The organism is Leptospira fainei serovar Hurstbridge str. BUT 6, assembly GCF_000306235.2.
Classification (GTDB): domain Bacteria; phylum Spirochaetota; class Leptospiria; order Leptospirales; family Leptospiraceae; genus Leptospira_B; species Leptospira_B fainei.
On sequence record NZ_AKWZ02000010.1, the window covers coordinates 1 to 21,344 of the forward strand.

Here is a 21,344-nt window from a genome sequence, read left to right on the forward strand (position 1 = left end):
CCCGGGCATCCCCCGTATGCCCTTTCTTACTTGACCATATTACGAAACCCGCATCCCTGCAACGAGATGCGAACTGTAATCCGCCAAGCCCTCTAACCCCCAGAAGTTTTTCCGGGCGCCAGTAAAAGGGCTGCATCTTTCGATATTATTGTAGAATGAGAGTAGCTAATCTAATTTCTTTTCAATACTAGATATCCGAGATCATTCGACCAGGTGAACTCACTCACTGGCCTAATCTCAGCTTTATATTTCTCATTCGCAGTTATAGATGTTGTAAAAGAACTGTTCTCTTCCCTATAAACTCTGGTGAAAAAGGAAATTTCCGTTTTCACCAAGGCCTTCGGTTTTGCCAAAGCTATTAGCCATGGCCGAGAAGACCAAAATACGAAATCCACCTAACCGGTCAAACCGTTTTTATAAGATTTTTCGCTCGAACCAACTGATTTTTATGTCGTCCTCCCTTTTTATGAGACATAATTATAAGACTTTAAACGTGGGTTTATAAGCGGAAAAGAGAATTCGAGACATAGGTTTAAAGTATAATAATAATCTACTATACTCTGAAATCACGCCACAATCTCTTCAAGAGCATAGCACGGCGATCCATCAAATTTTAATTTTACGACGAATTTTCAGCGCGCTTTTGCAAATGCAGTTAGATAGGTCCGCTCTTTCTAATACGAAGAGGTTTCATTTTGTAAAATCGATCGAGTCGAACATCTTCATCCAGATCCCGACGGTTTTGCCTCTTGAAAAATTCTTGTGGATCAACCTAAAGCAAGCATTCTGACCAAAACCCATTCCGATGAAACTCAGCCGCTCTCTTAACCTTTACGATTCCATATCATTGATGTTTAGCTCTATGGTCGGGCCTGGAGTGTTTATTACGACCGGCTATATTCTGAGCCAAACACCGAACCCGAACCTTGCACTGCTTTGTTGGATTTTGGGAGGGTTATTAGCCGTAGCCGGCGCGATGAGCTATGCCAAATCCGCAAGCATCTTCCCTTACGCGGGAGGAGATTACGTTTATCTAAAGGAAGCTTATTCTCCCATCGTGGCGTTCTCGAGCGGTTGGCTTTCCCTCTCCGTTAATTTTTCAGCCTCTATTTCCTTATCCGCCATCGCATTTTCCAAAACTTTCTTCTCCTTGATGGATCCTAGCTGGGATATGTATTTCTTCGAAGCCAAATTTCTCGGGATAGCCTTCTCCATAGGAAGCGCTCAGTTACTGGGGATGTCCGCGATATTCTTCTTTACCATTGTCAATTTCTTCGGAATCGGCATGGCATCCCGCATTCAGAATTTCTTCACTACGTTTAAAATCTTAGGCTTAGTCGCTTTTGTCGTATTGGGGCTGACGGTCGGAAATTATAAATTAGAATACTTTCAAGCCTTCCCACTCCTCCCTGCCGGATTAAACGATTGGAGTTATTTATTGGCAGGAGTAATTCCGGTGACTTTTTCCTATTTAGGATGGAACATGATCACTTACGTAGCCGAGGAGGTAAAGGATCCGGATAAGAATATTTATAAATCCGTCTTAGTCTCTTGTACCCTAGTCACGCTTCTTTACGTTTTGATTAACTTTCTGTATTTAAGCTCGGCGCCTAGCAGTCTTTTGGCGGGCGACGAAAAAATCGGAGTTACTGCTGCCGGTTTTTTATTCGGGAAGGAGGTCACCTTAATCGTGACTGCCTTCATCTGCTGGGTATTTATGGGAGGAATCTCGGCATATATCATCGGAGGATCGAGAATTTATTTTGCCATGGCGAGAGACGGTTATTTCTTTCCCAGCATGGCAAAATTGCATTCCAAATATAAGAGCCCTTATATGTCGCTGGCCTTTCAATGCGGATATGCTTGCTTATTCTCGTTAGTCAAAGAAATCGAATCCTTACTCTATTTGATCACCTGCTCTACGCTTCTATTGGCGACGATCACGGCCTACACGCCGATCTTATTCGAAAAAAGAAATTTCAAGACCAAATTCAAAATTCCCGGCTACCCATATTCCACCTATCTGTATATCGCATCGAATATCGCGATCATTATTACGCTTATATGGAGCAAGCCGGCCGAAGCTCTTTGGGGATTCGGATTTACTCTCCTGTCCGTTCCGATGTATTTTTATTTTAAATCGACCAAACATTCTGTCTCGCAGCCGATGCCCGCTTTCGATCCCGACTTACCGTCTCCTGAAATGGTTACGAGTCTCCTGCCCGAAAATGAACCCGTTCCTATTGCGAGTGGCGATACGGTATAAAATCGCTTGCTCCGCATCGGTCCCAAACTCAAACTTAAGATCCACGCCGCTTTGGGAATCTCATCCGTTTTACTCTTTGCGACAAAGGCGTTTCTACCTTTATTCAAAAATATTGAAATTCCTATTCTACTCCCCGTAACATTGGGAAGAATCGGCGCTATCGCCGGAGTTGCAGCCTTCCTTTCGGGAGGAGGTTTAGGCAAATTCCTTTCCGAGGAAAGATCGAAAGTCGCCGAGATACATATGATTTTGATGTTATCCGGCCTATTACTTCAAGTACCGTCGCTGTCGGACCCTGCTCCCAATCTTTTTATGAGTGCTACCGCCTGGATCGGGTTGTTTATCTTATGCGTCGGATGGATATACGGTCGCAGGATTTTTCGCAGAACTCTTTTTAAATTTCCCTGGGAAACGAAATAAAGTTCAGGCAATAAATATGCTTATCCTTACGAAACCTGCTTTAGCAAAACTTTCTGAAAATTCGAAACATACTGACGGATCTCGCTCTTTTCCCATCGATTCGAGTCGAAGTTTATGTTAATCACCAGTCTTCCTCTAAAAGTAGCCGCCGTCGTAAATAAAGTCTGAGTCAAAGAAGGATGGACAGTAAAGGAAATCTCGCCTATCCGTAGATTCGGGATCTCATAGTCAGGCAAAACGCCGACATTACTCAACACGCTAGTTTGCGGTGTCTTAGTCATCAAAGAAGAAAAGACGCGCAATCCGTCTTCTCTTTGTAAAAATTGTTCGGGAGGAGGAAGTAATTCGTAGAAGGCTCTTCCTTCCCTTCGATTCAAACGATTTTTTAAATCATCTTTAATTTGCTTAGCAAGAGACCAAAACGAAGTTCCGAATTTTAATTGTGTCGTCAAAAGCGTAATATATAGGCCTAAGGAAGAATCCCCGATGGATTGGCTCAAATAAGGACGTAAATCGGCCGGCGTAGAAAGATTCAATACGCCCGCGGTTCCGGCTCCGAACAAATTATAGAAAGATGAAATTTGAGCCGCACCAAGTATTCCGTGTAAAGATACTCCTTTTTCCCGTCCCTTTCGAATCAACTCCTGCAGCACGTCGGACTCGATTTGGAAACTAATAATTTCAGGATTCAACTCGTTGTCTTTTCTTGAAAAGCGAGGCAGAGATAGCGGTTTTTCCTTTAATTTTTCCTCGTTTGCCCGACCTTCCGCGGAATATAAATCCATTAAGGAAGGAAGTATTTGAGGAGAAGAAGAATGTTCTTTCCTTCCGAGCGAAAGAACCTCGAAGACATCCAGCAGAAAATACATGCCCGAACGTCCGTCCGCAATGCTATGATGAAAGACGATGGCGAAGGCCCAATCGCTCCCATCGTTCGATCGATAAAATACGGCGCGAATCAAAGGGGCCTCTCCTAACGAAAACGGGCGAATCGAATCCTTCGCCAATTTTGTCTTCCAATCCTGGGAGAGTTCTTCGATAACGAGAGGAATTTTTGCGTTAGGGTCCGTGATAAAACATAAATGGGGATCCGCTCCATACTTTCTCTCGATTGCAACGCGAGCTAAACCATGTCTCGATTGAACGGTATCCAACCCATAGCGAAGATCCTCCGCCTTTAAGTCGCCGCTACCGCTCGCCATGACAGCAAAGTTCATGGACGAAACATGATCATACAGCCAGAAATTGGCCTCCGCATGATCTAAAGACCTCATAAATTCAGTCTTATTTCTTTCCGATTCGGGTATGCCATGCATGAGAGCATCTTACACGAACCGGAGAATTTATGCCAGCTCAAGTTCGCCGGCCGTAGATTTTTCGTATCGATTCGCTCTAAGCATGCTTTCAAAATCGTTGAATCGAATTCCATATTTCTTTAAAATCGGTCTGACTGACGGGGCTACGGCTTGTCTCAAATAAAACGGTTGGCTGACCACGAAGTGATGAATTCCGTGCGTTGCGCCGAAATTAAAGCAAAATAAATGAAGAGGAAGAACGAGCCACGAATCCAGCACCTGAGTTTGCTGATACAACCCTTTTACATCTCCATAATAGTGCATGTTAGAAGAAACGATTTGAATAGCCGTCTGTCTTAACCAGCAAGGAATCAGATAAACAACCGCCGCCGTGTTTAATACATTATGAGCCGTTGCAACCCAACCCTTTTCTTGAATCGGCGAACCGATGACCCAATTCAGCACGGCAAACGATCCCCATATGAGAAACGAATACCATAACAAAAGAAAGATCGATCGAAACGGTCCTTTAATCGGCGATGATTTTATTTTTTTAAGATAATGAATCGCATCTTTCCGAATTTTGGGACCTTGAAGGACTACTGCCATAATCGGATCGACCATTACCAGGAAACGCTTCCAACCGAAAGGCATTCCATTGCTGATGAATCTCTCTTCGACATCTTCCGGATTTCCGGAAAGTTTATGGTGCAGTAAGTGGATTTCTTTTCTAAACCATGGGTTTACCGTGTTTGCACGAAAAAGCCAAACCAACCAAAAAAGAAAATTTTGCATTCTAGGACTTTCTTTAAAATAAATGCTGTGTATGAGATCATGCTCCATCTCGTGTAAAAACGAAGCAAGAATCCCGTTTCCGATAATACAGGCCCAAAACGGAATTAAGCCTGCGATATAAAGTCCCGCTAGGAAAATCATTCCTGCTGCGGAACCGATCGTTATACCGAAACCGATCGCATTCTGATATTTTAAAAAAGCAAATCGCTTTCTAAACTTTGAATCGGAGTAACGAATCCATTTGATAATTCGTTTTGCTTTCTCCTTATCGGTCAATGCGTCGATCTTACTTTTTTTTTCTATCGCCACTGAAACCATACCCTTCTCCCAAATTTCATCTGGCCTAAGTATCGCACAGGTTTCGCGGGCTTGTCGTTCCATTCTATAAACCGGCACCAAAACGACCGTTGCAAATGATAGTCTGAAACGGATTAAGTCGAATTCTTTTCACGAAATTCGGACGGAGGTAATCCCACCTGTTTGATAAACGCCCGGTGGAAGGAAGTTTTGCTACGAAAACCCACTTCATAGCCGATATCCAGTATGGATCGGTCCGTTTCTTTTTTTAAAAGTTCGCAGGCTTCCCGAATTCGATATTCGTTCACAAAGGCCGAAAAGTTCTTACCCATTTCCTGATTGATCAATTCCGATAATTGATGAGAAGAAAGAGCTAGTTCTTCCGCAAGCGTCGCTAAACTCAAATCTTCGTCTCGATAAAGTTTTTCGGTCTCCATCGCGAGCCGCAAATTTTCCCGTAACGTTTCCATATCCATTCCCTGCAAAAGGGATCTGGAATACTTTCGAATGGTTTCCCTTGCGACTTTTTGCAAATTCTGAAAATAGGCGGGATACTTTCGACCGATCAAATAAGAAATGCAAAGACTTAATGTCATCATATCCGCACTGACCAGAAGAAATACGGGATTCTTGCCGATTAGATAAAAAGCTCCGACCGAATGATTCGCGATCGTAGCCAAAACGATATACAAAAGAACCCTGGCCGTCCATTCCTCGCGCAGGACCGCGATCTTAAACAGCATTTGCGCCCCCTTTAGAAGTCCTAAAATGTAACCCGCAAGCACGATTAAAGGTACGTAAAATATCAGATCGAATAGACTGCGAGTCGAAACGAATTTTTGAAAACCGTTTTGTAATTCCGAGAGATTCAAAAAGAAAACGATTCCGTAAGCCGCCCAGATAATTCCCGGAAGAATAAAATGTTTTTGGCCTAATCCGAGTGCGGAATCTTCAAATTCGGAATCTTGAATAATCTTATGAATTCCGTATAGAATCGGCCCGAGAGATCCTAGTACGGGAATATGTAATAAGACGACTCTCGGGATTTCATTAAAGTATCCCAAAACCATGCAGAGACCGGTTCCTTCCAAAATCCCTAAGGAAAGAAATAGTAAGGCCAATAATCTATTTAGCGCAGTCTTCCTCTCAATGACCGATTGACCGATACAAAGCAGAAGTCCGAGATAAGTGCCGAATATTGCGAATGTAACTAGGGCCCAGAACGACCAGTGACTGCCCATAAAATCTTCACTCATAAAAAAATTGTTCGGCATTCACAAGCTTTATCCATCGGTCGTGCAAACTGTCAACCATCCTAATAGCGGCAAATGGAACTTCATTTTACGAAAATCATATTCGAGCATAAGATATCATGATCAAGAAGAATAATCTAAGAAAGGACGCCAATTCCCTTACAATATTTTTTTCTCGATTTTCCGAATCAAATTCCTTCGGATCACTCGTAAACGTCGACGAACAACATTCGGAAATAACGAATTCTTCTTGTAGGAAACGATGAGATCTAAAGGGTAGTTTCGATCTGAGAGGGCCTACATGGATTTCACATTAACAAATGATGAACAAGAGTTCATCGATTCTTTTCGGACATTTTGCAGGAAGGAAATAGCGCCCTATGCGGAGGAATTAGATAAGAAAAAGGAGCTGCCAAGGACCCACTATACGAAATTGGCGGAAGCGGGCTATCTGGGCTTAATGCACGAGGAAGAATATGGAGGCCAAGGGGCAGGATTGTTTCTGAGCACACTTGCGATGGAAGTGGTTTCCGAGTACTGCGGAAGTACATTTTTCAGTGTAGGGGCTACAGGGGGATTATTCGGCCTGCCTCTCAAGCATTTCGGAACCAAGGAACAGAAAAAGAAATTTCTGCCGGAAATTATTTCCGCAAAGAAAATTGGATCTCTCGGCGTCACCGAACCCGATTCGGGATCGGACGTCGCATCCATTAAAACGGTCGCAAAACAATCCGGAAGCGATCGATACCTTCTTACCGGACAAAAAACATATATCACTAATGCACCTAATGCGGATTATTGCTTGGTTCTAGCCAGGGCATTGGATTCGTCGGGAAAAGAAAAAGGACTTACGCATTTCATCGTGGACCTGCATAGTAAAGGGGTAAGCCGTTCTCTTGCGATGGATAAAATGGGACTGCGAGCCTCTCCCACCGGAGCTCTCTTCTTCGAAGATGTGGAAATTCCCGAAGAAAATATTTTGGGAAAATTAGGAAAGGGTTTCAGACAAACCATGCAGACATTCAATACGGAGCGCTTATCCTTGGCGGCCTACTCGCTTGGAGTCATGCGCGCCTGTTTGTCGGATTCCAAGTCGTTCGCATCTTCACGTAAAAGTTTCGGGAAATCCATTTCGCACCATCAAGGTGTATCCTTTTTGTTGGCGGAAATCTATACTAAACTGGAAGCGTCAAAATGGTTAACGTATAATGTGGCTTGGGAAAGCGAAGCTGCGGAACGAGAAGGAAAAGGCAATATGTCCTTGTCCGGAAAATGTGCCGCCTGCAAGTTATTTGCGACGACTTCCGCTCGAGAAGTCACAAACCTTGCCGTCCAAGTTCACGGAGGCGCAGGGTTTATGGACGAATACCGGGTTTCCAGATTGTATAGGGATGTCCGTTTAGGTGAAATCGGGGGAGGAACAAGCGAGATTCAAAAATTAATAATTTCCGGAAGCTTAATGAAACAGGACATTTAGTAGGCGGAGAAGACCGATTTACTTTCCGATTTTCTCCTCCAAATATTCGTTAATTTCCGGATCGTTATCCTCTATCAACTGCCAAAAAGAAAAGCCTCGTATTTTAAATTTTTCTAAAATATTCATCTTCGCTTCGAACGCGGTCCGATTCATGTAAAAAGCGACGCGATCGCAGCCTCCTAAGCGGTACCATAAAGACGGATCGGTGTAAATATGCCCTTCATGACGGTAAAGATACGGTCGAAGAAATATCCAATCGGAAGCTTTCGATTGAGTTTGATAAATCTTCAAAACGTCCGTCGGTTGTTCGATTCTGGGATTCCAATGATCTCGAATGAATTTCGCTCTGGAATAATATACTGATTTGGAAGGAATATCGCAGTTTAACGGCCAATCATACCCGTATGTGGGAATTGCCATATATAATTTGTCCGCCGGAATTCGAGCCACCGCATATTCAAGGATGCGTTCTATCCACCAATCCGGAGCTTGAGGTCCAGGACCCGGAAATCCATTCTTTCTAGGATGCAATTCATACGCCATTATCTTCACTTTATCCGCGATTCTTCCTAAGAATTCGTAGTCGTGAGAAAGCTGGCCCCGATACGCCTCAAAAAAATCGACCTGTATCGGTGCACGCAGGCCTTTGCAAGGAAATGCGGATTTCTTTTCCGAGACCGTCTTCGGGTGTATCGAAACGGAAAGTAGTTTATTTCGTTTCTGTAATTCTCCCTTAAGCACGATCAAAAACTCTTCGAATGACTCCTTCTTCTCGCAAGTCATCCCTTCGTAATCGATATCGATACCGTCGTAGCCGTACGTTTCGATTTCATTGATTATATTTTTAATATGAAAATCCCTTACTTTGAGATTTCCGTTCAACCCGATCGCATCGGAGATTTTTTCAAAATCGTTCTCCCAACGAAAAATCGTAGGTATAATCAACGTTTTCGGAGAAACGAGACGAAACCACATGACTCTCTCGGCAATTTCATGCGGTTTCCAGACGGAATGAATTCTTCCCGTATTGCTCCGCCCGCCTTCCAAACTGTAAAGGAAAGGGTGCAATTCATCATACAAATGAATGTATTTGAGCATGGCCCAAAAATCTTGAGACCAAGTCGAAGCAAATACCCTCTTGGCTTCAATCTCCTTAGCCTTATCCGCATCCCTTTTATCTTTCCAAAGAACGATTCCAAAAAATGAAAAAAGAAAGAGTCCGAAAATCAAGGATCCGATGAAAATAATTCGAATGTTTTTACCAGGAGATTTCAAACGAAATGCCAGATTTCCGCAAAATCTCCAGAGAGACAATAAGAATCGAAGGCGTCCCTACGCGGGATTCCGTGCAGGCCTAAAATTTTCTCTTTTCCCTGTCCGTTAAGCGACCCATGAGGATAGAATCTATATAACCTTGGATAGAAGATAGGATGTTCAAATAAGGCAAATCTGTTAGCAATTTGGAAGCAGTACTTTATATAGATCGGAGTTGAAAATAGGGCGGTTTATTTTCACGAGAAAACTATAAGAAGCCGCATACCGAAACGCTTAAATACTCTAGTATTGCTAAGAATTCGAGCATTTTAAAATCGATTAGAAAATTTGAATTGGTGAATATTAAAAATGAAATTGAATACTAAGAATGTACTGCAAATTCTCTTCTTACTGCTTTTGCTTTTATTCATAAATTGCCCAGGCGGCGGAGGCGGAGGTTTAAATCCCCTGATTTTCCTATTAGCTGGCGGCTCTAATAACTCTTCGACAAGCCATATCGGAAACGGTCCTCCACGAAATGTCCTGGTTACTTGGCAAGCAAACCGGGAAAAATCCGTAAATTCAATCGGCGGTGGCTACCAAGCCTGCTACGGAATCACTCCGGCTTACCAAGCTTCCAGCGCAGTTTGCAAGACTGTTCCGTACGCAAGCGGATCGACGGCTCCGACCAGCGCTACCCTGTCCATCCCGGGAGGAAGCGCGGTTTACATCTACGTGTTCGGGTTCTCCACTCTAAATCCGTCCGGCGTTCCCGCTGCAATTCCCAGGCTAACCGTAGTGAATTAATTTTTTCGAATATAAAGGCGTTACCAATGATAATTAAAAGTCGTACCATATTAAGGATTCTAATACTTCTCATTCTAGGAATTATTTTTTCGGGACAAAAGCCTATCCAAAATCTGTTTGGAGGATTCGCCAAAAAACCCGAGTATGTTCCGGGGGAAATTATCGTTAAATTTAAAACGGGAACCTCTATTAGCTCGTTAGTCTTTCAAAAAGGCGGAAAGCTTTTATCGAATCTAGGTCATTCTCAAGTCACGCATATCAAACTACAGTCAGGAGAATCCGTGGAGAGCGCCGTTCAAACCTATGCAAATGACCCGAATGTCGAATTTGCGGAACCTAATTATATTTACAGAACCCAATCTCCGAATGATACCTCGTATGGAAACCTCTGGGGATTAAAAAATACCGGTCAGACTATCGCGGCAGGCAGCACGGTAAATCCCGAGTTCTATACGGATACGAACGGAAATCCGACAGCAAATCCGGGAACATCAGGAAAGGATATCAGCGCCGAGTCAGCTTGGACTCTACAGACCGATTGCAGTTCCGCGATCGTTGCAGTCGTCGATTCCGGAATCAACTATAATCACCAGGATTTAACGAATGAAATGTGGAGCCCGAGTGGAACCTGCTTCGATGAAAATGGCGGGACTACTACGACGGGAGGCTCCTGTCCGAATCATGGCTGGAATTATGCGGGAACTCGAACCGCGAATGATCCCATGGATTATACCGGACACGGAACTCATGTCGCCGGTACCATCGGAGCGCAGGGAAATAACGGCATAGGTACGACCGGTGTTTGTCAGACGAGTAAACTGATGGCCGTACGCGTTATGGATGAAACCGGTTCAGGTAGTACGACTAATATCATTAAGGGAATTAATTTCGCCGTAAATAACGGAGCGAAAGTGATCAACATGAGTCTCGGAGGCCCTGGATACAGCTCCAGTTTTTATACTGCGATTCAAAATGCACTGAACCATGATGTAGTGGTGGTTGTCGCAGCCGGAAATTCAGGCTTGGATCATGCGAGCGGTTCCAACGCAAGTTACCCCTGCGATTTCAATCTATCGAATCTAGTTTGCGTTGCGGCCTTAGACCAAAACTTTAGCATATCGAATTTTTCCGATTTTAATACGTCCGCTTCCGGCTCAACCGTGGCGGTCGGCGCTCCCGGAACGAATATCATGAGCACTTGGCCGGGAAATATGAGCGTTTTTTCTCAATCGACTCCGAGCCAAGACTTCTCTACTTGGACGATCACCGGAACCGATTGGAGAGTGAAGAACTGTACGATAGGAGGAAAAACATTTACGAACTTACTAATGTTTACATCCTCGATCGACACGGTCAACGCGTGTGATTTCTGGTCGTCGGCCTCATACTATCGACAAGCTTCTTCCGGAAATAATATTTACAAAACATTCTCTATTCCGTTCACGGTGGCCGCGGCAACCCTTGCCATCGATTATTACGAAGGGCTCCTAAATACGGATAATTTCAATGTTTACGCCGGAACGAACAGCGGCTCGTTTCCGACCTCCTTAGTAATATCAAAGGTCGGTATCGGTGGTATAGATTATAAAAGTCCAACCTATAATCTCTCTTCAATTTGCAATTCCACAACTTGCACGGTCGGTTTAAATTTTACTTCCCCCGGTAGCGGCGTAATCGGTGTTGGAGCCGGGATCGGAGTCGACTATTATAGCTTGACTGTCCTAGGAAATGATACGACTCATTACGGCATTATCAATGGAACATCGATGGCTTCCCCGCATGTCGCCGGCATCGCTGCCTTAGTAAGAGCGTACAATCCGAACTATACTTATTCTGATACGGTGAACGCGATTTTATATGGAGGTGTCACGAATAGTTCTCTGCAAGGGAAAACGAAAACTGGAAATGCTGCGAACGCGTACGGATCTTTAAAGTATATCAATGCTCCAAGCGGCATAACGGCAACGGTGCAGTAGTAAAATCAACGAATGGGACGGTGCGTCCGAAATTTTCGCGCGCACTTAAGCTTATAGCGAAATCCCTTGTTTCTTCAGAATATCCAACGCAGTCTGGCGTAGAATCGGATGAACCGTGAAGTCCTCCGGGTCCGGGGATTTTGATGTAGATTGAGGAGCCTTAAATTTGTCAGGACCGATCCATTCGGACAAGGCCCAGAGCATTCGTTGAAAAATCTCGTCGATTCTCTTTTGGTATCCGGCCTTTTTATAATAGCCGTAAGCGAGAATGGGCAGCTTTCTCTCAAACATGAAGTAATCACCGAGGCGGATCAGCCCGTCTTTGTATTCTGTCTTCAAAAAGCACTCTCTCGCTTTGCGGATATCGCCTTCATTAAAGGCCTGATTACCGACCCGAATGAGTTCCATCCTTTCCTTTGGATCCATACCAGTAATATCGTCCAAAAAAAAAGATTCGCAACCGATTTTTCCTCGGCTTTCCTTGCTGAAAAGGAACCCTGGAAGGAACGATTAAAGTCTATAAGGGGAATTCCGGCAAATTAGCCTCCCTGAGGAAGAATCCACCCAATGAGCGAATTGAAAGTCGGCGCGAAGGCGCCTAGTTTTACGGGAATAAACCAGTCCGGTGAAAAGATAGAATTAAAGAATCTATTAGGAAAAAAGGGACTAGTCCTATATTTTTATCCCAAAGACCAAACTCCCGGCTGCACTACTGAAGCCTGCGATTTTCGGGACAATTTTGCCCGCCTCAAAAAAGAAGGATTCAATGTCGTGGGTGTTTCGAAAGATTCGATTAAATCCCATCAGAAATTTATTGAAAAGCAAGAACTCAACTTTACTTTGATCTCCGACGAGGACGGGAGTATCTGCGAAAAATACGGGGTCTGGCAGCTGAAGAAATTTATGGGCAGAGAGTTTATGGGTATCATAAGAACGACTTTGCTGATCGGGCCCGATCTTAAAATATTGAAAATTTACCCAAAGGTCAGTGTAAAAGGCCATGTGGATGAGATACTCGCCGATATCAAGGCTCTGGAGAAGAAATGAAATTAGAAAAATCCAAAATTCATTTTGCAATTGGAAAGAATACTTCGAAAAACATATATAAAATCATTCCGGTATCGAAAGATCACCTGCCGAAGGAACTCGAAGCGAAATTCTCCGAGCAGGTCAAATCCTCCATTTTTACCGGGGAAGCCGGCCAATCACTGGTCGATGAGTCCGACAGAATCATTTATCTCGGTTTGGGAGATTCAGCAAAGATAAGCGTTCGAAGCGTTGCTCAATTGTTTTTTTCCTTCGGGGAGAAACTCAGAAAATGGGACGGAGTCGGATTGGAGATCAAGCTTCCTAGATTTCTTACGAAAAATTTGTCTCCCGTTTTACTGGCCTATCAAATCGCCAATTCAATCGATTTGGGCGCCTTTCCGTTAAACGTATTAACGAAAGACTTCAAGGAAAAAAAACTGAAATTCGGTTCGGTCACATTTTTGCCCGAGGACTCGAATGTCGAGAAAGCCGCTTCACAAGGTTTAGAGAAATCGAAAGCAGTTAGCAAGTACGTTAACGGAAGTCGCTTTATTGCCCATTTACCCGCAAATCATTTTACTCCGGAAGAATTCGTAGTTCGGTCTCGGGATATTGCTAAAGAGAACGGATTAAAGATTACCGTATTCGACGAGCCCCAGCTAAAGAAGGAAAAGATGGGGGGAATTCTCGCCGTCTCGCAAGGATCGGATAAGAAACCGAAAATGATTATTCTGGAATACCATCCGGTAAAGCCCAAAACCAAGAAGAAATTGGCTTTGATCGGAAAGGGCCTCACGTTCGATTCGGGAGGAATCAGCATCAAACCCGCGCAGGACATGCATGAAATGAAATACGATATGTGCGGAGCGGCCGCGGTGATTCATGCTATCGGAGCGATTGCGGAATTAGGAATCGGTATACCAGTAATCGCAGCGATCGGAGTCGCTGAAAACATGCCGGACGCCGCCGCTTTGAAACCGGGAGACGTTTACACTGCGCATAACGGTCTAACAGTCGAGGTTCAGAATACCGATGCGGAAGGACGTTTGGTACTCGGGGATGTCCTTTCCTACATAGGGAAAAAATTCAAACCGGACTATATGGTAGATTTGGCAACTTTAACCGGGGCGATCATTATCTCTCTCGGACACGAGGCCGCCGGAGTTATGAGCAATTCTGAAAAACTCACGGAACTCTTAAACGAAGCATCTACTTCTTCGGATGAGCGAACCTGGAATCTTCCTCTTTGGGACGAATACGGAGAAGATTTAAAAAGCGATATAGCTGATTTACGGAATGTCGCAGGGCGTCCCGGGGGAAGTCTTTCCGCAGGAAAATACTTGGAACGATTTGTCGATTCAGGTATCGAGTGGGCCCATATAGATATCGCAGGAACTGCATGGAGAAAAAAATCCTCCGGCACCCAAATTGGAAATGGGCCGAGCGGTTACGGCGTCCGCCTTTTAGTCGATCTTGCAGAAAAATTAGAGAAAAGCAAATAGTACCGACCTGCCGTAATTGATCATAAATACCAATTACGGCGTTTATTCCGTCGTGCATTCTCTCCGTATGTGACATAATTGGAAAACCGACTCGAGTACTAACTATGGGAATTTAGCTCGACCCATAGTGCACCGCAAAAAGAATGGCCAAAGATAGTGCACCGCACAATCAAAAGGAGGTTGGGACTACTATGAACCAGCCTAAGATTCGAAAACGACACTTCTTTATTACGCTCCTTCCCCTGCTCTACCAATCCTTGGTAGCGCCGATTGCGGGATCCCTAACTGAAAATTGGATTTTAAACAAAAGTCGGACCGAAACAGATTCCGTAAAACAGTTCATTCAAGAGCGTAGACCCTCAATATCCCCATCCGAGCTGGAATTATTGACCAAAACGATACTACTCGAGGCGGCAAAGATCGACGATACCGCCTGCGGGACTTATTGTTCTGAGGGCGAAAAAGTAGGTCTGCTACTAGGACTTATTCAAGTTGAATCCGAATTCTCTAGAAAAGCCAGATCCAAAAAAAATGCCCGCGGTTATATGCAGGTTCTCCCTTCCACCGGAGCTTGGATCGGTTCCTTGGAAGGTTTGAAGGTGCGCGACTTTCACCTCTTCGAGACCGAAATTAATATCCGTTTAGGGGTTTCCTATCTGAATCATTTATTAGAAACCCAAGAAGGCGATGTTCGTAAGGCGTTATTAGCTTATAATGCCGGCCCGGCAGCGGTAAAAAAATGGGGAGGAGTGCGTCAATATGCGGAAGACGTATTTTCCATTCAGGAAGAATACTTAGGATTTCGGAATTAGAAGAGTTTCACATCCATTCAATGCATTTTAAGAGCAACTCATGTGTTCGTTCCTTCGAGGCATGGAACGGATACCCGTGTCCGGGTAAAACCCATTCGAATTCGATGTCGATCAACGATTGCATGGATTTTTTCTGTTCTGACCAGGAATACCAACAAGCGTTTCGAAACGCGATTAATCGTTCCCGCCCGGGATCGAATGCAAGGTGATCCCCCGTAAATAGATATTTGTCCGAATATAGAAGGACGGAATGCCCTCTGGTATGGCCGGGCGTGGGAATGATCAGAAGGTCATCATCCAAACGAAAACTCTCTTTTCCTTTAACGATTATCTCAGGTTGACCGACCGCGACTGCATCCTCTTCGTGAATAATTCGATCGCAATGAAATTCTTCCTTAAATTTCTCATGATCGGCCACATCGTCTCTGTGGGTAAGATAATGGTATCGCACTCCTCCCAACGAATGTATCTTTTCCGCCAACGAAGGAACGAATCGAGGGGAGTCGATTAAGACATTTCCTGTCTCTCTAACGATTAAGTACGAAAAGGCGCCGAAAGACGCTCGAGAATGATAGCCGCAGTGAAACACATTTTCTTGAATCAATGACGGAAAAGATTGCTTAGCTTCTTGGAGATCCGTTCGCTCCTGCGTTCCGATAGATGTAGTCGGACAAGAAAGTAAAGCCCGCAACGCTTCCAAGGATTCACTTTCGTTCGATGGCTGTTTCTGAACATACGAAGCGCCGCCAGACTCCGAAAAAACTTCGGGCGCCAAAATTCTGCACGTTTCGCAATCAATGCAGGAAGAATCCACATAGAAATTCCCGGAAACATTCTCGCTTCTTCTTTTAGAGACGGTCGCCATATAATTTAGACTGCATTCCTTTTGAAAGGGTTACCATTAGGAGAATAGAAGACGGATTCGAAATTTACGGGTCTTACTTAACCCAATCGTTCGAATTAAAGTATTTATCTTCCAATAATTTTAATTCTCCCGTTCGAGTCATTTCAGAAAGAAAAAAATCGAAATTGCGCAAATAGATGAGATCAATTTTAGGAAGTAGCGCCGAGATATGATCTTCCTGTACGGCTTCTAGTAACGGACGATAATTGGAAGCCAACGAAGGCTGCAATTGAAGAATTCCTTTAATATGGTACGCTTCCGCCACAAGGCAATTTGCCGTTCCTTCTTTCACCGCCTTCCAAGCGTCGTCTATACTTCCATAAGTAAAAATTCTTGAATTCGGAAAGGCATGCAAAAGATATTCATGGCTTCCGGAAAAAGCCCGCACGGCAAAGCTTATGCCGCTCAAATCCCCAAGGTCTTTTACGCTTCGAAAATACTGAGTCGTGATGATATTTCCTTCCGGAGGAGGAGGCAAAGCCGACTTTCGGATAAGCGCTGCCGGCGTTGAAATTAAATAAGGTCTACTGAATTTTATCTTTTTAGATCGCTCGAGTGTTGTCGTTAATCCCGAGAGAGCCAAATCGACTTCTCCCTTTTGAACCGCTTCCGCGAAGTCCTCGAATTCCGGTTTAGGAACAAAAATATATTTAACGCCAAGAAAATCCGCGTATTTTTTTCCAAGCTCCGCGTCGAACCCGGGAAAGCCGTCTTTCGGATTGTCGATGTAAAAAGGGGCGAAATTGCGATTTCCGGTTATCTTAATTTCTCCTCTCCGCTGGATATCCTGGAGCCGGGAAAAAGCGGAATCGCTTTGCGCCATCATTAAGGGCCCGGAAAGGAAAAAATACAATCCGGACAAAAAAACAAAAAATCTCAAAAACCGAACAGTAAGAGTAACGGGAAAAAACATACCTACCGCAAAAATATAATCGAACCCGAACAGTTCCGCAACGGAAAAATTTCGTTCTGAATAATTACGGATTTCGGATATTCTCCGCAAGCTCTTGCGAATATCCGAAAGGTTCCGCGGAAAATCCGATTTCCATTTCGATTAATCCCTTTGCAACTCCGGTATTTGCGAAAAGAATTCTAGGCATTCCGGATTGAAAAGGGCATCCTTATTCGGAATCGGTTGCCGTTGAACAGCACGCTTAACCGCGATTTCGACCTTTTTCATATTTCGAGTGTACGGTATGTCCGGTACCTCTAGTATTTTTGCCGGGACATGCCGAGGAGAGACTTTATTCTTGATCTCCTTCCGGATAAAATTTTCGAATTCGGAAGTCAGACTCTTACCCGCGCTCATCTTTAAAAAAAGGACAACCCGGACGTCGTCTTTCCAATCTTGTCCAATTACGACCGAATCGGCTATTTCAGGAATCGTTTCGAGCAAGGTATATAAATCGGCGGTGCCGATCCTGACTCCTCCCGGATTTAAGGTAGCGTCCGATCGACCGTAGACGATCATTCCTCCGTGCTCGGTAATTTCCGCAAAATCGCCATGTCGCCAGATTTCGGGAAAAACGTCGAAATATGCACTCCTATATTTTTCCCCGTCGGAATCGGCCCAAAATTCCAGCGGCATGGAAGGAAAGGGTTGAGTGCAAACCAATTCTCCTTTGCCTTTGCTCATTCTGTTTCCCGCATCGTCAAAAATTTGAACCGACATCCCGAGTCCCAAACATTGAAGTTCTCCTTCATACACAGGTAAATTAGGATTTCCTAATGCGAAGCAACCGTTCAAATCCGTTCCCCCCGAGATTGAGGAAAGTCTAACGTCTTTTTTCCAGGATTCGTATACGTATCTAAAACCGTATCCCGGTAGGGGAGAACCGGTGGAGAGAATCGCATTTAAGTGCGATAAATTTTGAGTCGGTAGAAATTTATCCTTTTCCAGGCTTAAAATATATTTGGCGCCGACTCCGAAAACGTTGGTCTTCTTTTCGGATGCGTATTTAAATAAGACGTTATGATCGGGGTAAAAAGGATTTCCGTCAAAAAGCTGAACTGTCGCACCGATGGATAGAGAGCTAACGAGCCAATTCCACATCATCCATCCACAGGTCGTATAATAGAAAATCCGATCTTCCTCGTTCAGATTAGTGTGCAAGGCAAGTTCTTTCCAGTGATTGAGAAATACACCCGTTCCTTGGACCATGCATTTCGGAAGTCCGGTCGTTCCGGAAGAATACATTATATAAACGGGATGATCGAAAGAAAGTTGTTCGAATCGAGGACTTTTTCCAAGGAACGCATTCGACGCATCATTGAGGGACATGGCATTCGAGGGGAAGTTATCCAATCGTTCGCTCGGATTCGTATTCTGAACGGAAGGGTAACTCGAAACTAAGATAACTCTTAGATCTGAAAGTTGTTCCGATATTTCCTTAACGATGGTTGCTAATGGAAGACTCTTTCCCTTAAACTCGTAACGATCCGTCGTAATCAAGACTTTCGGCCGAATCTGCCCGAATCTATCCAGGACGCCCTTCGCGCCGAAATCGGGAGAACAGGAAGACCATACCGCACCCACCGCAGTGGCGGAAAGCATCGCGACGACAGTATCGGGAACATTGGGCATCAAACCGGCAATTCTATCCCCGGGCAAAATACCTATCGATCTAAAATACTCGGATAAGGCTCCAACCCGTTGCCAAAGTTCGGAAAACGTAAGATCTTCTGCGGCTCCGCTTTCTCCAGCATAAGTAATTGCGAGTTTTTCGTCTTTTCTGCGTAATAAATTTTCCGCAAAGTTCAACTTTGCGCCGGGGAAAAATCTAGCTTCCCGAAACGTTTTACCTTTCCGCAGAATTTCCTCGTAAGGGTAGGAATGGATAACGGGAGCATACTGCCAGAGGAGTTCCCAGAAATCCGCAGAGGAAGTTACGGACCAGGAATGCAATTCCGGATAGCTAGGGAATGATTTACCCGTTTTTTTTTCGACAAACCGTTGAAAGTCCGTCATTCGAGAATTAGCAATCTGTTCGGTATTTGGGTTCCAAATCGGTTCGTTCATATTCGGCACGTAATGCTTGAGAAAAATCCCGCTTTGGTCAACAGGAATTTGGTTGAGTAAGTAGAGTGAATAACTTAACTATGTGGCGTGGAGAATTTCCTTGTTCAATATTCTGACCCAATTTGACCTTCCGACTCTTTTATTTTTATGCGCAAGCATTCTGTACGCCGGACACGGTTTCCTACATCAATTGATCGTCGGAGGAGCGATTTCGGTTTTCCAACATCCCGATGAAAGACAATCTCGGTTAATTTTAATGATTTGGATTGCGACCGGCGGGTTTATGAGTTTCTTAGGTCTACTCCCGACGACTCTGCTACTTTTATTCGGCCCGGAACCGGCACCAGTGAAAGCCGTTCTATGGACGAATTTTATTGCCCTCAGTTTTTTAGCATTCCATTCCCTTATATGCGGACTGAAGCAGCTACCTAAACCGCTTAGAGTAGGTTTTTATTTTACTCTGGCATTTGCGGTGGCGCATCTTGCCTTTTTAATTCTGCACGGAAAAATATAAAAAATGTCAACCTTGCGCGGGTTCAAAAAAAGCCAGATTCTCGGGACCTTCGTGGATCACGATTCTTTCCACTTTTCCTTCCGCCCCGTGCACGCTTTCTTTGAGACCGCTATAAAACCAACGAGCCAGATTTTCCGATGTGGGGTTGGTTTTCTTAAAATCACTATGCTCGTTAATCAGAATATGGTCCAATTCTGCGACTAGTGCCCTGAGCCTCTTTTTCGAGGTGAGAAAATCGAAACTAATCCCGTCTTCCCCTATATTTTTTTTTCCGGACAAATAAACTTCAACTTTAAAGGAATGGCCGTGAATCGGCTCATCGGAACCGTCTGGGAAATATTTATAAAGAAAATGCGAGGATTCGAAGCGTTCCTCAATCCGGATATAGAATTTGCCTGCTTCTCGAAAAAACATGGAATTGACTAACGGTCCGGGAGTCTATATACTGGAAGGAAACCCGTACTAATAGGAGATTTTCCACATGTCGGAAGCGGTCAAGCCAAGATTTTATAAGGAAATGACGGTGGGTGAAGCGATTGCTTTACATCCGGAAGCCGGCCTCGTTTTTTCCAGCTATCACTTAGGCGGTTGTTCTCATTGTTCCATCAATGAACTGGAGACGATCGAGCAAGTTTGCATGGGCTACGGAGTAGAAGTTGAAGTACTCATCGAAAGCCTAAACAATCTAATGGAAGACGGAGAAGAATAACTTCTCCGCGCATTTCTTATCTCAACTAATTTTTTTCCCGATCTCCTTGTTGGAGGTCCCACCGAATCCTGTTCGGAAAATCGATTGAAAGAAAATGGGCTTTATGATATAGAAGGCGCGGCTTCTCCCACTAAGCCCTCCTCCACCACCCGAACCTGGGTGGGGGCCTTCGGCCCAAAAGGCGGAACGGTCATTCCGCAAACATTGAACCTAAATTAATCTTGCTCGGCAATGTAGTAGTATCTTGTCCCGGCTTTTCGAAAATATTTCGTAATTTCCCGAGTCCAACCGTCCGCCGTTTTTAAACGACGTCTAAACGTATCCTCGGGAATGCGAAACGTATCACCCAAAGTATCATAACGAAAAAAGCGAATTCCTTTTGCATTACGAATCATTAATAGGTTTCCCGGTTCGTTCTCCCAATGCCTTTCCCCTTCCCAAGTAAAGTAGATTGACCGACTGGGAAAGACGGGATATTTTTTCCCTTCATACAGGACCCTGTCCTTGCTTCTATCAACGTTTCGAAAAATTTTTTTGGGACCGCTTTTAACGATAAAGTTAATGGTCCCGCAACGGAAGGTTAGAAATAGGGGGATGCCTGAAAAAGTCATTCCTTCAATTCCGAACGAGGGTGCAAATTGAGGTTCCAACGAACCGGAGCTTCTAACGATACGATCCAATTTCGTTCTCATAGAATCGTCTAAAAATTCTACGGTATCGTCTTTCCTGATTTTTTCTAACTGTCGGTAAATAATGTCGAACTCGCGCTTTTCATAGGCTTTGTTCTTCACAAAACCGTCCAGCTGGCGTTTTAAGTTAGCCAATCTCGCTCGAAAATAAGGAGTATCGTTCCTGCTGGCGACGTCGAACATTTCTTCCCATAAAGTTTCCAGTTCGCGTACTTCCGTATTTCTATCGAAAGTGCTCTTTTCAACTTCCTCTAGTATGTAGCGAAATCTGCGTTTTAAATCGAAAAGAAATCGGGAATCCTTAACTCGTTCCATGGGTAGTCCTA

21 protein-coding genes are annotated in these 21,344 nt (G+C 44.2%); 11 read left to right on the plus strand and 10 right to left on the minus strand.

Annotated features, from left to right (window positions below):
- Positions 1-805 precede the first annotated feature (805 nt).
- Entirely contained in the window at positions 806-2,266 is a 1,461-nt protein-coding gene (locus tag LEP1GSC058_RS09060; protein ID WP_051133787.1) for an APC family permease, read from the plus strand.
- 6 nt (positions 2,267-2,272) lie between these two features.
- Positions 2,273-2,686 (plus strand): hypothetical protein, encoded by a 414-nt coding sequence (locus tag LEP1GSC058_RS09065; protein ID WP_016550744.1) that lies wholly within the window; start codon positions 2,273-2,275, stop codon positions 2,684-2,686.
- A gap of 26 nt (positions 2,687-2,712) precedes the next feature.
- Here the strand turns inward: LEP1GSC058_RS09065 and LEP1GSC058_RS09070 are convergent, their stop codons facing one another.
- From LEP1GSC058_RS09070 to LEP1GSC058_RS09080, 3 genes are all read right to left on the minus strand, one after another.
- The gene (locus tag LEP1GSC058_RS09070) at positions 2,713-3,960 is read right to left on the minus strand and encodes a condensation domain-containing protein (RefSeq protein WP_232224660.1); all 1,248 of its coding nucleotides are present in this window, start codon (positions 3,958-3,960) and stop codon (positions 2,713-2,715) included.
- A 69-nt stretch (positions 3,961-4,029) separates the two neighbouring features.
- Complete coding sequence (locus LEP1GSC058_RS09075) at positions 4,030-5,094, minus strand: fatty acid desaturase (RefSeq protein WP_016550851.1); 1,065 nt, start codon at positions 5,092-5,094, stop codon at positions 4,030-4,032.
- A 113-nt stretch (positions 5,095-5,207) separates the two neighbouring features.
- Positions 5,208-6,347: a helix-turn-helix domain-containing protein gene (locus tag LEP1GSC058_RS09080; protein WP_016550011.1), complete on the minus strand. Its 1,140-nt coding sequence runs from the start codon at positions 6,345-6,347 to the stop codon at positions 5,208-5,210.
- 280 nt (positions 6,348-6,627) lie between these two features.
- On the opposite strand from LEP1GSC058_RS09080, the gene LEP1GSC058_RS09085 reads away from it, so the two are divergent.
- Positions 6,628-7,803 (plus strand): acyl-CoA dehydrogenase family protein, encoded by a 1,176-nt coding sequence (locus LEP1GSC058_RS09085; protein ID WP_016550616.1) that lies wholly within the window; start codon positions 6,628-6,630, stop codon positions 7,801-7,803.
- Between the two features lie 18 nt (positions 7,804-7,821).
- Here LEP1GSC058_RS09085 and LEP1GSC058_RS09090 read toward each other — a convergent pair whose 3' ends face one another.
- A complete protein-coding gene (locus LEP1GSC058_RS09090) occupies positions 7,822-8,901 on the minus strand; it encodes a glycosyl hydrolase family 18 protein (protein WP_408605699.1) in 1,080 nt (359 codons plus the stop codon).
- A 525-nt stretch (positions 8,902-9,426) separates the two neighbouring features.
- Between LEP1GSC058_RS09090 and LEP1GSC058_RS09095 the strand changes: the two genes are divergently transcribed.
- Both LEP1GSC058_RS09095 and LEP1GSC058_RS09100 read left to right on the plus strand, forming a co-directional pair.
- Positions 9,427-9,864, plus strand: a complete 438-nt coding sequence (locus tag LEP1GSC058_RS09095; protein WP_016549622.1) for a hypothetical protein — start codon at positions 9,427-9,429, stop codon at positions 9,862-9,864.
- A gap of 26 nt (positions 9,865-9,890) precedes the next feature.
- Positions 9,891-11,840 carry a S8 family serine peptidase gene (locus tag LEP1GSC058_RS09100; RefSeq protein WP_016549770.1) on the plus strand — a complete coding sequence of 650 codons (1,950 nt, stop codon included), beginning with the start codon at positions 9,891-9,893 and terminating at the stop codon, positions 11,838-11,840.
- 51 nt (positions 11,841-11,891) lie between these two features.
- Here the strand turns inward: LEP1GSC058_RS09100 and LEP1GSC058_RS09105 are convergent, their stop codons facing one another.
- Positions 11,892-12,266: a hypothetical protein gene (locus LEP1GSC058_RS09105; protein WP_039948254.1), complete on the minus strand. Its 375-nt coding sequence runs from the start codon at positions 12,264-12,266 to the stop codon at positions 11,892-11,894.
- A gap of 141 nt (positions 12,267-12,407) precedes the next feature.
- Between LEP1GSC058_RS09105 and bcp the strand changes: the two genes are divergently transcribed.
- From bcp to LEP1GSC058_RS09120, 3 genes are all read left to right on the plus strand, one after another.
- Positions 12,408-12,887 (plus strand): thioredoxin-dependent thiol peroxidase, encoded by a 480-nt coding sequence (bcp, locus tag LEP1GSC058_RS09110; protein WP_016549794.1) that lies wholly within the window; start codon positions 12,408-12,410, stop codon positions 12,885-12,887.
- Positions 12,884-14,371 carry a leucyl aminopeptidase family protein gene (locus LEP1GSC058_RS09115; protein WP_016549683.1) on the plus strand — a complete coding sequence of 496 codons (1,488 nt, stop codon included), beginning with the start codon at positions 12,884-12,886 and terminating at the stop codon, positions 14,369-14,371. The genes bcp and LEP1GSC058_RS09115 overlap by 4 nt, the downstream gene beginning before the upstream one ends.
- A gap of 191 nt (positions 14,372-14,562) precedes the next feature.
- On the plus strand, positions 14,563-15,183 hold the full coding sequence (locus LEP1GSC058_RS09120) for a lytic transglycosylase domain-containing protein (RefSeq protein WP_016550398.1): 621 nt from the start codon (positions 14,563-14,565) through the stop codon (positions 15,181-15,183).
- 7 nt (positions 15,184-15,190) lie between these two features.
- Here the strand turns inward: LEP1GSC058_RS09120 and LEP1GSC058_RS09125 are convergent, their stop codons facing one another.
- The 3 genes from LEP1GSC058_RS09125 to LEP1GSC058_RS09135 all read right to left on the minus strand — a co-directional run bounded on the left by LEP1GSC058_RS09125 (position 15,191) and on the right by LEP1GSC058_RS09135 (position 19,106).
- Positions 15,191-16,048, minus strand: a complete 858-nt coding sequence (locus tag LEP1GSC058_RS09125) for an MBL fold metallo-hydrolase (RefSeq protein ID WP_016550403.1) — start codon at positions 16,046-16,048, stop codon at positions 15,191-15,193.
- A 73-nt stretch (positions 16,049-16,121) separates the two neighbouring features.
- Positions 16,122-17,000, minus strand: coding sequence for a substrate-binding periplasmic protein (locus LEP1GSC058_RS09130; RefSeq protein ID WP_039948519.1), 879 nt, complete (start codon positions 16,998-17,000; stop codon positions 16,122-16,124).
- A gap of 141 nt (positions 17,001-17,141) precedes the next feature.
- The gene (locus LEP1GSC058_RS09135; RefSeq protein WP_016549547.1) at positions 17,142-19,106 is read right to left on the minus strand and encodes an acetoacetate--CoA ligase; all 1,965 of its coding nucleotides are present in this window, start codon (positions 19,104-19,106) and stop codon (positions 17,142-17,144) included.
- Positions 19,107-19,188: 82 nt separating this feature from the next.
- On the opposite strand from LEP1GSC058_RS09135, the gene LEP1GSC058_RS09140 reads away from it, so the two are divergent.
- Entirely contained in the window at positions 19,189-19,620 is a 432-nt protein-coding gene (locus LEP1GSC058_RS09140; RefSeq protein ID WP_232224662.1) for a hypothetical protein, read from the plus strand.
- A gap of 6 nt (positions 19,621-19,626) precedes the next feature.
- Here LEP1GSC058_RS09140 and LEP1GSC058_RS09145 read toward each other — a convergent pair whose 3' ends face one another.
- Positions 19,627-20,034 (minus strand): 6-carboxytetrahydropterin synthase, encoded by a 408-nt coding sequence (locus LEP1GSC058_RS09145; RefSeq protein WP_016549395.1) that lies wholly within the window; start codon positions 20,032-20,034, stop codon positions 19,627-19,629.
- Between the two features lie 67 nt (positions 20,035-20,101).
- Between LEP1GSC058_RS09145 and LEP1GSC058_RS09150 the strand changes: the two genes are divergently transcribed.
- The gene (locus tag LEP1GSC058_RS09150; protein ID WP_010413863.1) at positions 20,102-20,329 is read left to right on the plus strand and encodes a DUF1858 domain-containing protein; all 228 of its coding nucleotides are present in this window, start codon (positions 20,102-20,104) and stop codon (positions 20,327-20,329) included.
- An 84-nt stretch (positions 20,330-20,413) separates the two neighbouring features.
- A complete protein-coding gene (locus LEP1GSC058_RS20580) occupies positions 20,414-20,548 on the plus strand; it encodes a hypothetical protein (RefSeq protein ID WP_016550464.1) in 135 nt (44 codons plus the stop codon).
- Here LEP1GSC058_RS20580 and LEP1GSC058_RS09155 read toward each other — a convergent pair.
- On the minus strand, positions 20,545-21,333 hold the full coding sequence (locus tag LEP1GSC058_RS09155; protein WP_016549707.1) for a hypothetical protein: 789 nt from the start codon (positions 21,331-21,333) through the stop codon (positions 20,545-20,547). The genes LEP1GSC058_RS20580 and LEP1GSC058_RS09155 overlap by 4 nt on opposite strands.
- Positions 21,334-21,344 lie beyond the last annotated feature (11 nt).